Genomic DNA, 12,083 nt, shown 5'->3' on the forward strand with positions numbered 1-12,083 from the left:
GGATACGCCCGGCTGTTGCAGCCGGGGGCGGGGAGTCTCCCGCGCCCCGCCCGGCGTCCATGACGAGCGTGCCGTCGCAGCCGTATCGCCCATGGGGGATGACCTGTTGACCAGGCCCTTCACGCAGACCCTTCGCGCGCACAGAGGCTCTGGGCGCAGTGGAGCCGGGGTGTGGCGACGCCGACTGACACCCGGAAGTGTTCACCGGTGGTGATGGAGCGTCAAGGTCGCGGACGACAACCGTTGACCGGTGTGCCGCGGGCCGCGCCGTGAGGCGTCAGCGCACCGCGACGACCGAGGAACCATGGCCGAACAGACCCTGGTTCGCGGTGATCCCCACCCGCGCCCCCTCGATCTGCCGCGCCCCTGCCGTCCCCCGCAACTGCCAGGTCACTTCGCATACTTGAGCGATGGCCTGGGCCGGCACGGCCTCTCCGAAGGACGCGAGACCCCCGCTGGTGTTCACGGGCACGCGCCCGCCCGGCGCCGTCGCCCCGTCACGCAGCAGCTTGGCCCCCTCGCCCGCCCCGCAGAGCCCGAGGTCCTCGTACCACTGCAACTCCAGCGCGGTCGACAGGTCGTAGACCTCTGCCAGCGATATGTCCTCGGGGCCGATGCCCGCCTCTTCGTACGCCGCCCGCGCTATGGACGAGCGGAAGGTGCCGTCCGCGGGGGTCACGACGGCCGCCGAATCGGTGGCGATGTCCGGCAGGTCGAGCACGGCGGCCGGGTACGTCGGAGTGACCGTGGACACCGCGCGGACGCGCACCGGGTCCGCCGCTCCGTGCCGGCGCGCGAACTCCATGCTGGAGAGCACCAGGGCCGCGGCGCCGTCCGACGTGGCGCAGATGTCGAGCAGCCGCAGCGGGTCGGCCACGACGGCCGATGCGGCGACCTCTTCGGTGGTGACGGCCTTGCGGTAGCGCGCGTTCGCGTTGAGCGCACCCGCCGCCGCGTTCTTCACCTTGACCTGGGCGAAGTCGTCCAGCGTGTCGCCGTGGACGGCCATCCTGCGGCGTGCGTAGAGCCCGAAATAGGCGGGATTGGTCGCCCCGAGAAGCCGGAAGCGCAGCCAGTCGGGGTCGTCGGCCCGGTCCCCTCCTGCGGGCCGGAAGAACCCCTTGGGGGCCGCGTCGGCGCCGACCACCAGGGCGACGTCGGCCATGCCCGCGAGGATCTGCGTACGCGCCGTGGCGATGGCCTGCGCCCCGGACGCGCAGGCCGCGTACACGCTCGCGACGCGCGCGCCCTGCCAGCCGAGGGCCCTGGCGAAGGTGGCCCCGGCCACATACCCGGGATAGCCGCCCCGCACCGTGTCCGCCCCCACGATCGAACCCACGTCCCGCCAGTCGATCCCGGCGTCCGCGAGGGCCGCGCGCGCGGCCACCACTCCGTACTCGACGAAGGAGCGTCCCCACTTGCCCCAGGGGTGCATGCCCACGCCGAGCACCGCTACCTCGCCTGTCATGCCTTCACCCCCACAGGCCGCCAGTGCCATGTCGTCCACGTCGTCTCGTCGTCCTCGTTCAGTACGCCGGGGACGACCTCCACCTCCATGCCGACCACCAGATCGGCGACGGAGACCCCGGGGACCGACTGCCCGAGCACCACCATGCGCTCCGCCTCCAGCTCCACAGCGATCAACGTGTAGGGCCGCCAGGGAAGTTCCGGGTCGGAGACATAGGGCGCGGGAGGCCGGTAGCGGCCGTCGGTGTACGACCAGACGCGTCCGCGCCGCGACAGCGGCACCTCGACCAGCTCGCCGCCCCGGCAGCCGGGGTTGCGGCAGAACCCGTCCTCGCGGGGGAAGAAGACGCAGGCGCAGGCTGAGCAGCGCGTGCCCAGAAGGCGGAAGGCGTCACCGTCCCCGGCGAACCAGTTGGCCACCACAGGTGTGCGCGTACGCGACAAGGCTCCTCCAGGCAGCGGATCCGACGTATCCGGGCAGCAGAACTGACGGAACGTCAGAAGTGTGCCACAGGCAACCGGATGACGTCAGGGGGCGTGGAAACCGGGGCGCGGTGAACCAGACAGCCCGGGCGCGATGAACCAGACAGCCCGATTGCGCGTCCGAGTACCGGAGGCAGGTGTCCGGGATCGACGGGGGTGGTCCCGGACACCGCCTCCGCCGTCCCTTGCGCCTCTGCCGTCACTTCCCTCGCAGAGACCCGCGCGAGACGGGGAAGTCGAAGTAGCTGTCGGGGAACAGCTCGGGCTTGTGCGTGAAGTGCCACCACTCCTCGGGGAGATTGGTGAAGCCCTCCTTGGTGAGCACGTTCCGCAGCAGATCGCGGTTGGCCCGCTGCTTTCCCGTGATCCGCGGATCGTCCGTGTGCGACAGCGTGTCGAAACAGTCGAACCCCGTCCCCATGTCCACGGAGTTGTCGGGGAAGCGCTCGCTCCGCGGCCCGTAGCACGGCGTGAGCGGCTCACCGGGGACGTACGGACGGGTGGGCGGGGCGGGCAGCCGCACCACCGTCAGATCCACCGTCGAGCCCCTGCTGTGCCCGGACTTCTTCGCGATGTAGCCGTCGGCGAACAGCCGCGACTTGTCGACACGCGGGTAGAACTCCGCCTTCATGCGCTCATCGTCGAGATCCTCGGCCCACCGTACGAAGTGGTCGACGGCCCGCTGCGGGCGGTAGCAGTCGTACACCTTCAGGGAGTAGCCCTTGCGCAGGAGCGTGCGCTGCGCCTTGTGCAGCGCCTTCGCGGCGGGCTCGGTGAGGATGCACATCGGCTTCCGGTAGCCGTCGACAGGACCGCCCACGAAATTGTGCCGGGTGAAGTAGCGCATCTCCTGGATGATCGTCGGGTCCACGTCGCGCAGCGCGACGAACTCCGCGGGAGCCTTCGGCTCGGGCCTCGCGTGGACGGAAGAGGCCACGTGTGCGGGGGCGCCGGCCCGCGCGGGAGAGCCGGCCTGCGCGGAGAAGGGAGCGGCGGCCACGGCCAGCAGAGCCGCGGCCCCGACGGCGAGATTCCGCGGGGCGGTGAGAAGTCGTGTCATGCCCCCTGCGTCTACCAGGCCCATGGACACCCGCGAAAGAGTGACACGTGAGCCATCGGATACAGTCCGCGGCGTGTCCGCATCCCCACACCCAGCCAACTCCCGCCCAGGCTCCCACTGTTCCAGCTGTGGAGCCCCCTTCCAGGACCAGCCCTCCGACCGGCCCCGCACCTGCGCCGCCTGCGGCGCGGTGACGTACCGAAATCCGCTCCCCGTGGCGGTGGCCCTGCAACCGGTGTACGACGCACAGGGCACCGGCCTGGTCGTCGTGACCCGCACCATCGCCCCCGCGCGCGGGGGCATCGCCCTGCCCGGCGGGTTCATCGACGACCGGGAGGACTGGCGCCACGCGATCGTGCGCGAGCTCAAGGAAGAGACCGGCATCGGCGCGGAGAGCCGCGACGTGCGCCTGGCCGACGCCATGAGCGCCCCCGACGGCTACCTGCTGCTCTTCGGCGTCCTCCCCGAACGCCCCGCCGCCGACCTGCCGGCATCCGTACCGACGGACGAGACCGCGGGCTGGGACGTGCTGCGCCGGCCGGACGAACTGGCCTTCCCCCTGCATACGCTGGCGGCGCGCGCGTGGTTCGAGGGCCGCTACTGACCCTCGGAGGGCCGCGCCCGGCCTCCGGAGGACCATCGCCGTCCTCAGAGCCTGTCTTTGAACCCCCGCCTGCGCCCCGGCGCCCGGCACGCACGCTCGGCGCACGGAGTCCCAGGACAGGTGGCTCCGCCACATGACCTGGGACTCCGCACACCGATCGCACGCACCGAACACCGCTGCGCCCGCGCTTCGCGCGGACGACGGGGGTTCAAAGACAGGCTCTCAAAGCGCTTCTTTGCACCCCCGCACCCGCACCGGACGGCCCGGTGCGGGCCCGGCCCCGTCGCCGCCCTCCCGCTCCACGACCACACGCCCCTCGCTCCACCGCGCCGTGAACCGCTCCAGCTCCGCCTCCGCCCACCCGTCACCCGCGTCGGCGACCACGAGGCCACCGCCCGTACGGCCCTCGGCGGGCGCCCACACCTCCAGTTCGATGCCACCGTCACACCCCCGCACCGGAATCACCGCGCCCGCGCGCGCGAACACCGGAACGCGCGACACCGGAGCGTCCACCAGCACCTTCCCGGGGCCCTCGTACGCGGTGCCGGTCGCCGTGTCGTACCACCGGCCCCGCGGCAGCCGGACCGCCCGCCGCACCGCACCACTGTCCAGGACCGGCGCCACCAGCAGGCAGTCCCCGAGCAGAAACGCGTCCTCGCAGTCCCGCAACTCCCTGTCCTCGGGGCTCGCCCACCACAAGGGCCGCACATAAGGAGCACCCGTCCACCGGGCGAGATGGGCGAGCGTCACGAAATACGGCAGCAGCCGCCTGCGCTCGACGAGCACCTCACGCGCGTGTACGAGCACGTCGTCACCGAACTCCCACGGCTCACGCCGCCCCGCCGTGATCGCCGCATGCGTACGGAACAGCGGAAGATACGCCCCGAGCTGGAACCACCGCAGATACAGCTCCGGCGACGGACTGCCGTCGAACCCGCCCACATCCGGACCCGAATACGGCACACCGCACAGACCGAGCCCGAGCACCAGCGACAGCGACGCCCGCAACCCCGGCCAACCCGTGGACACATCACCGGACCACGTCCCCCCGTAGCGCTGCATCCCCGCCCAGCCGGACCGCGAGAACAAGAAGGGCCGCTCTTCGGGCCGCAGCCTGTGCAGCGCCTCGTACCCGGCGCGCGCCATCGCCAGGCCGTACACATTGTGGGCCTCCCGATGGTCACCCCCACGCCCCTCCAGGGAGTGCCGCGCCGACCGCGGCAGCGTCGCCTCCCCGAACGCGGCGAACGACACCGGCTCGTTCATGTCGTGCCAGAACCCCGCGAACCCGTGGTCGAGACGCTCCTCGTACAGAGTGCCCCACCAGTCCCGCGCGCGCGGGTCGGTGAAATCCGGATACACCGCCTCCCCGGGCCACACGACACCGCGCACCTCCCGCCCCGCGGCATCCCGCACGAAGACGTCGGCCGCCGACCCACTGTCGTACGCCTCGACGCCCGCCTCGGACTTCACCGCGGGGTCGACGATCGAGACCAACCGGATCCCGCCCCTGAGCAACTCGTCCGCGAACTGCGGCAGTTTCGGAAAGCGGTCCTTGTCGACGGTGAACACCTGATGCGCGTCATAGTGGTCGATGTCCAGATGGACGGCGTCCAACGGCAGCCCGCGCTCCAGATAGCCGGCGACGATCCGGCGCACCTCCTGTTCGCTGCCGAAGCCCCACCGAGCGTGATGGTGCCCGAGCGCCCACGCGGGCGGCAACGCCGGGGGACCGGTGAGCGACGCCCAGGAGTGCAGCACGCGCGCGGGAGTGCCGACCATCGCCCAGTACCGCAGCGGCCCGCCACCCATCCGCACCTCGCACGCACCGGCCCGGTCATGACCGGACCCGGCGCCCTCCACCCCCTCGTGCACCGACACCTCGCCCTCCCACGTGTTGTCGTGGAAGACCAGGTGCGTCCCGGCATCGGCCACCACCATCTGCACCGGCATGGTGATGTACAGCGGATCGTCGCCCGGCCCGAAGGAACCGCCCGGATCGGTGTTCCACAGCCGGTACGTCCCGTTCCGCAGCCGAGGCCCCCCGGACCGCCCCCCGAGCCCGAAGAACCGCGCGTCCGCCGCCACCTCCGACCGCTGCACCCAGCGCGCGGGACCGCCCTCGGCCGGCTCCCACCAGCGCGGCGGCAGATCCCGCCGCAGCACCACACCGCCAGGCGTGCGCAGCTCGACGGCCCCGTGCCGCGAGACGACGACCGTCGTCCGCTCCGAGACGACCCGCCAGCCGCCCTCCGTGTCGGGTTCGAGGACGGCCCGCGGATCCGGCTCCGGGCTCCGGCCCGACAGCGCGTACGACGGCTCGGGCACCGCCCCGTCCCAGCCCAGGAAGACCGCCCCGCCCGCCGTCACCCGCACCCGCAGCTCCGAGCGCGCGAAACGCACCACCCCGCCACCGGGCGCCGGCACCACCACCGTCACCTCACCCGGCACCCGCGCCCGCTCCGCACCCCGCGGCGCCAGACCCTTCGCGTCCGCCCGCCGGCTGCGCCACGAGGAGCGCACCGTGCGCAGCCCCTGCACCGTGCCGAGCATGCCGACCGCCTTCACCGAACGCACCAGGTCACGACCGTTCATGCTGCTCACCCTGCCACCGAAGAAGCCCCGTGCGGGCCGCGTTCAACTGCCGTTCACCTGGGGCGACGACACATGACCACGGACCCGGCTGTGCGGGGCCCGCCCTGGTGCGGAAGTCGATCACGTGGCATCGTCCCCTTCAGCCGTGTTCACGCGCACACCCAGCACGTGCGCACTCCACGCATACGACGCGTACAGTCCGGGAGCCGCCCCATGACGTCCTCAGCGAACCCTGCGCCGCTCTGGCAGCCGAGCCCGGAGAGGATCGCCGCCGCGCAGGTCACCCGGTTCCAGGCCCGGGCGGCCGAGCACCACGGCGCCCCGGCCGACGGGGGATACGCGGCGCTGCACCACTGGTCGGTGACCGACCTCGAGACGTTCTGGAAAGCCGTCACCGACTGGTTCGACGTCCGCTTCTCCACCCCCTACGCGCGCGTGCTCGGCGATCGGACCATGCCGGGCGCCCAGTGGTTCCCCGGCGCGACCCTCAACTACGCCGAGCACGCACTGCGCGCCGCCGAGGACCCCACGCGCGCGGACACCCCCGCGATCCTCCACGTCGACGAGAGCCACGACCCGCGGCCCGTCACCTGGGCCGAGCTGCGCCGGCAGGTCGGCTCCCTGACCGCGGAGCTGCGTGACCTGGGTGTACGTCCCGGGGACCGCGTCAGCGGCTACCTCCCGAACATCCCGCAGGCCGTCGTCGCCCTCCTGGCCACCGCCGCCGTCGGCGCCGTCTGGACCTCCTGCGCCCCCGACTTCGGCGCCCGCAGCGTCCTGGACCGCTTCCAGCAGGTCGAACCGGTCGTCCTGTTCACCGTCGACGGCTACCGCTACGGCGGCAAGCAGCACGACCGCCGCGACACCGTCGCCGAACTCCGCGCCGAACTGCCGAGCCTGCGCGCCGTCGTGCACATCCCGCTCCTCGGCACGGACGCACCCGAAGGCGCCCTGGAATGGTCGGCCCTCACCTCGGCCGACGTGGCCCCCACCTTCGAACCGGTGGACTTCGATCACCCCCTGTGGGTGCTGTACTCCTCCGGCACCACCGGCCTGCCCAAGGCCATCGTCCAGTCCCAGGGCGGCATCCTCGTCGAGCACCTCAAGCAGCTGGGACTGCACTGCGACCTCGGCCCCGACGACCGCTTCTTCTGGTACACCTCGACCGGCTGGATGATGTGGAACTTCCTCGTCTCCGGCCTCCTGACCGGCACCACGATCGTCCTGTACGACGGCAGCCCCGGCTACCCCGACACCGGCGCCCAATGGCGCATCGCCGAACGCACCGGCGCCACCCTCTACGGAACCTCCGCCGCCTACGTCATGGCCTGCCGCAAAGCAGGCGTCCACCCGGCCCGCGACTTCGATCTCTCCCGCGTCCAGTGCGTCGCCACGACCGGCTCCCCCCTGCCGCCCGACGGATTCCGCTGGCTGCGCGACGAGTTCGCCGAAACACCGGGCGGCCTGTGGACGGCATCCGTCAGCGGCGGCACGGACGTCTGCTCCTGCTTCGCCGGAGCCGTACCCACCCTCCCCGTCCACATCGGCGAACTCCAGGCGCCCTGCCTCGGCACCGACCTGCAGTCCTGGGACCCCCAGGGCAAGCCGCTCATCGACGAAGTCGGCGAACTGGTCGTCACCAACCCCATGCCGTCCATGCCCATCCGCTTCTGGAACGACCCGGACGGCAGCCGCTACCACGACAGCTACTTCGACACCTACCCCGGCGTCTGGCGGCACGGCGACTGGATCACCCTCACCGCACGGGGCTCGGTCGTCATCCACGGCCGCTCGGACTCCACGCTCAACCGCCAAGGTGTCCGCATGGGGTCGTCCGACATCTACGAGGCCGTCGAACGGCTTCCGGAGATCCGCGAATCCCTCGTCATCGGCGTCGAGCAGCCCGACGGCGGTTACTGGATGCCGCTCTTCATCCACCTCGCCGAGGGTGCGACCCTCGACGACACCCTGCGCGACCGCATCAAGCGGACGATCCGCGAGCAGCTCTCCCCGCGCCACGTCCCCGACGAGGTCATCGAAGTCCCCGGCATCCCGCACACCCTCACCGGCAAACGCATCGAAGTCCCCGTCAAGCGCCTCCTCCAGGGGACACCTCTGGACAAGGCGGTCAACCCGGGCAGCGTCGACCGCCTCGAACTCCTGGACTTCTACGCGGACCTGGCCCGCGAACGCGCCTGACGGCGGCCCTTTCCCCAGCTCAGCGGCGATTGTCAGTGCCCACCGTTACTGTGAGTGAGCATTGATCGACCGCATGCAAGGGGGAAGCATGACGCACACCCGAGACACCACCATGCGCCGCACACTGCGCCGCGAAATCGTCGGAACCATCGGCCTGTTGGCCGACGAGGAGGACTTCGCGGCCATGCGCCGCTACCGCACCTTCACCTTCGACGACCACGAGACCTACCTCCACCAGGTCGAGGGACTCCTCAAGAACCTCGCGTCCCAGGGCAGCCACACCACCATCGCGCTCTTCGACCCCGAGGACTACGCGCAGTACTGCGCGGAGACCGGCCTCAACCCGGACGCCCCGGCCAGCCGCGCCCGCTTCACCGCCGAACTGGCATCGGGCGGCCCCACCGTTCCCTACGAGGGCCAGCCCCTCGCCGATCTCGTCCCCGACCTCGTCGACGAAGCAGTCCGCAGGGCCACCTGGGAGTACGCGACGGTGGTGCTCGCCCGCACAGGCACCTGCGCCACCTGCGGCGAGGACATCGGACGAGCCGCGTTCGCCCGCGCCTCCGCACTGATCACCCGGGCCGTCGACACACCAGGACCGGGCACCCGGCACCTGGTGTGCAGCGTGCCCTCGGACCCCGAGACCCTCCTGGCCGCACTGCACGTGGAGATCGACGCGGAGGGCCGAGCCCTGCTCGACGACACCGAGGCCCTGGAGTTCGCCACGGTCCTCGCCGTCGGCATCGCCACCCACCGCGCCGTCGGCATGGTGCTGCGCTCCACTGCCGACGGCACACGTGACCGCGTCCACGGCTGGCGCATGAACGGCGGACGACTCCAACCCCTCACCGCGGCCGAGGTCTTCGACGCCTACTGCACCGACGCCATCTCGGGAGAGCTCGTCTCCCCGGAATCCGGTGTCGACTACTGCGCGGCACCCGACATCGAGGACGGGCAGCCCGAAGGAGGACACACCCACTGAACGCCAAGGGGCGCCCCACCGGCCGGTGGGGCGCCCCTGAACAGAACAGAGCGGCAGGCTACTCGCCCGACAGCACCGCCTGCGCGGCCTTGCGCGCCTCCTCGGCGCTGTCCGCGGCACGCGCCGCCGACGCGGCACGCTCACACTGCGCCAGCGTGTACTTGGCGAGCGTCGCACGCACGTAGGGAATGGACGCCGCACCCATCGACAGGGAGGTGACACCGAGACCGGTCAGTACACAGGCGAGCAGCGGGTCGGAAGCAGCCTCACCGCACACGCCACAGCTCTTGCCCTCGGCCCGCGCCGCCTCCGCGGACATCGAGACCAGGTCGAGCAGCGCGGGCTGCCACGGGTCCTGAAGCCGGGACACGGCGCCCACCTGCCGGTCGGCGGCGAAGGCGTACTGCGCGAGGTCATTGGTGCCCAGCGACAGGAACTCGACCTCCTGAAGGATCGAGCGCGCACGCAGGGCGGCCGACGGGATCTCGACCATCGCGCCGAACTTCGCCCGCAGCCCCGCCTCGCGGCAGGCGACCGCGAACGCCTTCGCGTCGGTGCGGTCCGCCACCATCGGGGCCATGACCTCGAGGTAGACGGGCAGGCCCTCGGCGGCCTTGGCCAGCGCGGTCAGCTGCGTACGCAGCACCTCGGGGTGGTCGAGCAGCGAGCGCAGCCCGCGTACGCCGAGCGCCGGGTTCGGCTCGTCGCCCGGCGTCAGGAAGTCCAGCGGCTTGTCCGCACCGGCATCGAGCACGCGCACGACGACACGGCCCTCGGGGAAGGCCTCGAGCACCTTGCGGTACGCCTCGACCTGCTTCTCCTCGGACGGCGCCTTCGTGCTGTCGTCCAGGAAGAGGAACTCGGTACGGAACAGACCGACACCCTCGGCCCCCGCCTCGACGGCGGCCGGCACGTCGGCGGGGCCGCCGACATTGGCGAGGAGTGGCACCTTGTGCCCGTCGGACGTGGCACCGGGACCGGTCGACGCGGCCAGCGCGGCCTTGCGCTCGGCGGCCGCGGCCTCGAGCTGCCCGCGCTTCTCCGCGCTGGGATCCACGAAGATCTCGCCCGTGCTGCCGTCCACGGCGACGACCGTGCCCTCGAGAAGCTCACCCGCGCCCGGCAGCGCGACGACGGCCGGCACTCCGAGCGCCCGCGCGAGAATCGCGCTGTGGCTCGTGGGCCCGCCCTCCTCGGTGACGAAGCCGAGCACCAGAGCCGGGTCGAGCAGCGCGGTGTCCGCCGGCGCGAGGTCACGCGCGATCAGCACGTACGGCTCGTCGCTGTCCGGCACACCGGGCATCGGAACGCCAAGCAGCCGCGCGACGATGCGGTTGCGCACGTCGTCGAGGTCCGCCACCCGGCCCGCCATGTACTCACCGGCACCGGCCAGCAGTTCCCGGTAGTGGGAGAAGGCGTCGTACACGGCGCGCTCGGCCGTGCTGCCGACGGTGATGCGCCGGTCGACGTCGGACATGAGCTCCGGGTCCTGAGCGATCATTGCCTGTGCCTCGAGCACCGCCTGGGCCTCGCCACCGGCCAGATGGCCACGCGCATTCAGGTCGGCCGCCACAGCTTCCACGGCCTGGCGAGCACGCCCCTGTTCGCGCTCGGCCTCCTCCGCGGGAATCTGCTTGGCCGGCGGCTCGAGAACGGCCGTACCCATGTGCCGAACCTCGCCGATCGCCACACCGTGGCTCACACCGACGCCTCGCAGCGTTGTCTCCATCTCACCCGTCTCCGGTAGTGCGGCGGGCCCAGCCGCCGCGTTGGTTGTCCTGCTCGGCCGTCAGCGACGGCCATGACGTCACTTCCAGCTGAAGAGCGCGTCGCCGGCCTTCACTTCGCCGTCCTCGATGAGGTCGGAGAGGGACTCGGCGGTGGCCTCGAGCGCCACGATCGGGCACACGGGGGACTTGCCGGCGGCCTCGACGGCGGCCGGGTTCCAGCGCACCACGGCCTGGCCACGCCGCACGGTGTCACCCTTGTTGACGAGTAGCTCGAAGCCCTCGCCGTTGAGCTGCACGGTGTCGATGCCGAGGTGCGTCAGCACACCATGGCCCTGGTCGTCGACGACCACGAAGGCGTGGGGGTGGAGAGAGACGACGATGCCGTCCACGGGCGAGACGGCCTCAGAAGGCTCGCGCGCGGGATCGATAGCCGTACCAGGCCCGACCATCGCGCCTGAGAACACGGGATCAGGTACAGCGGAGAGCCCGATGGCGCGTCCTGCAAGCGGGGACGAAACACTGGTCATGGCAAGCCTCCCAGGGGGCGGAGATTCGTAGTCGCCGCCACTACCTGTCCTGGACGACGCACTGTTCAGAAGGGTAAGTCATATGAAGTCCCGGTTCCGCACGACAGGTCCCGGTTGGCGGACGTAGAGGCAGTGCACAAACGATTTGCGCCTGCCCTCCACCCGATGTAGAGTCGGACTCCTGCCTGAGGCTGTGGGACGCGGCAAGCGCCCGGCCTCGGCGGCAACCTTCGATCAGATCCTATCTCCGGGTCCGTCTCCGCATGTCTGCGGTGGACGTGGTCAGAGAGTCGAATAAGACCTGATAAAGTCGGAGCCGCCGGAAAGGGAAACGCGAAAGTCGAAAGGCCGGAGCGGGAACCGGAAAGGCACCGAGGAAGTCGGACACGAAAGAGTCTGATAGAGTCGGAAACGCAAGAACGAAGAACAAAAAGAA

Annotated in this window: 9 protein-coding genes; 3 read left to right on the forward strand and 6 right to left on the reverse strand. The window is 71.2% G+C overall.

Annotated features, from left to right (window positions below; all coding sequences use genetic code 11):
* Positions 1-277: 277 nt before the first annotated feature.
* From AC07DI_RS30500 to AC07DI_RS30510, 3 genes are all read right to left on the reverse strand, one after another.
* Complete coding sequence (locus AC07DI_RS30500) at positions 278-1,468, reverse strand: lipid-transfer protein (RefSeq protein ID WP_384261397.1); 1,191 nt, start codon at positions 1,466-1,468, stop codon at positions 278-280.
* Positions 1,465-1,890 (reverse strand): Zn-ribbon domain-containing OB-fold protein, encoded by a 426-nt coding sequence (locus tag AC07DI_RS30505; protein WP_478907449.1) that lies wholly within the window; start codon positions 1,888-1,890, stop codon positions 1,465-1,467. The genes AC07DI_RS30500 and AC07DI_RS30505 overlap by 4 nt, the downstream gene beginning before the upstream one ends.
* 259 nt (positions 1,891-2,149) lie before the next feature.
* Positions 2,150-3,010, reverse strand: a complete 861-nt coding sequence (locus AC07DI_RS30510; RefSeq protein WP_478907428.1) for a M15 family metallopeptidase — start codon at positions 3,008-3,010, stop codon at positions 2,150-2,152.
* 73 nt (positions 3,011-3,083) lie between these two features.
* Between AC07DI_RS30510 and AC07DI_RS30515 the strand changes: the two genes are divergently transcribed.
* Entirely contained in the window at positions 3,084-3,614 is a 531-nt protein-coding gene (locus tag AC07DI_RS30515; protein ID WP_478907430.1) for an NUDIX domain-containing protein, read from the forward strand.
* Positions 3,615-3,836: 222 nt separating this feature from the next.
* Here the strand turns inward: AC07DI_RS30515 and AC07DI_RS30520 are convergent, their stop codons facing one another.
* Complete coding sequence (locus AC07DI_RS30520; protein ID WP_478907432.1) at positions 3,837-6,209, reverse strand: glycoside hydrolase family 31 protein; 2,373 nt, start codon at positions 6,207-6,209, stop codon at positions 3,837-3,839.
* Positions 6,210-6,422: 213 nt separating this feature from the next.
* On the opposite strand from AC07DI_RS30520, the gene AC07DI_RS30525 reads away from it, so the two are divergent.
* Together AC07DI_RS30525 and AC07DI_RS30530 are read left to right on the forward strand one after the other, a co-directional pair.
* A complete protein-coding gene (locus tag AC07DI_RS30525; protein WP_478907434.1) occupies positions 6,423-8,408 on the forward strand; it encodes an acetoacetate--CoA ligase in 1,986 nt (661 codons plus the stop codon).
* 88 nt (positions 8,409-8,496) lie between these two features.
* Positions 8,497-9,390, forward strand: coding sequence for a hypothetical protein (locus tag AC07DI_RS30530; RefSeq protein WP_478907436.1), 894 nt, complete (start codon positions 8,497-8,499; stop codon positions 9,388-9,390).
* A 58-nt stretch (positions 9,391-9,448) separates the two neighbouring features.
* Here the strand turns inward: AC07DI_RS30530 and ptsP are convergent, their stop codons facing one another.
* Both ptsP and AC07DI_RS30540 read right to left on the reverse strand, forming a co-directional pair.
* Complete coding sequence (gene ptsP / locus AC07DI_RS30535) at positions 9,449-11,119, reverse strand: phosphoenolpyruvate--protein phosphotransferase (protein ID WP_478907438.1); 1,671 nt, start codon at positions 11,117-11,119, stop codon at positions 9,449-9,451.
* Between the two features lie 78 nt (positions 11,120-11,197).
* The gene (locus tag AC07DI_RS30540) at positions 11,198-11,647 is read right to left on the reverse strand and encodes a PTS sugar transporter subunit IIA (RefSeq protein WP_384261415.1); all 450 of its coding nucleotides are present in this window, start codon (positions 11,645-11,647) and stop codon (positions 11,198-11,200) included.
* Positions 11,648-12,083 lie beyond the last annotated feature (436 nt).

The organism is Streptomyces sp. NPDC044106, assembly GCF_056433985.1.

What these genes read in the sequence shown, in the direction of transcription:
- AC07DI_RS30500 (WP_384261397.1), bottom strand. Translation starts at nt 1,468, where the DNA reads ATGACAGGCGAGGTAGCGGTGCTCGGCGTGGGCATGCACCCCTGGGGC.
- ptsP (WP_478907438.1), bottom strand. Translation starts at nt 11,119, where the DNA reads ATGGAGACAACGCTGCGAGGCGTCGGTGTGAGCCACGGTGTGGCGATC.
- AC07DI_RS30530 (WP_478907436.1), top strand. Translation starts at nt 8,497, where the DNA reads ATGACGCACACCCGAGACACCACCATGCGCCGCACACTGCGCCGCGAA.
- AC07DI_RS30520 (WP_478907432.1), bottom strand. Translation starts at nt 6,209, where the DNA reads ATGAACGGTCGTGACCTGGTGCGTTCGGTGAAGGCGGTCGGCATGCTC.
- AC07DI_RS30525 (WP_478907434.1), top strand. Translation starts at nt 6,423, where the DNA reads ATGACGTCCTCAGCGAACCCTGCGCCGCTCTGGCAGCCGAGCCCGGAG.
- AC07DI_RS30510 (WP_478907428.1), bottom strand. Translation starts at nt 3,010, where the DNA reads ATGACACGACTTCTCACCGCCCCGCGGAATCTCGCCGTCGGGGCCGCG.
- AC07DI_RS30540 (WP_384261415.1), bottom strand. Translation starts at nt 11,647, where the DNA reads ATGACCAGTGTTTCGTCCCCGCTTGCAGGACGCGCCATCGGGCTCTCC.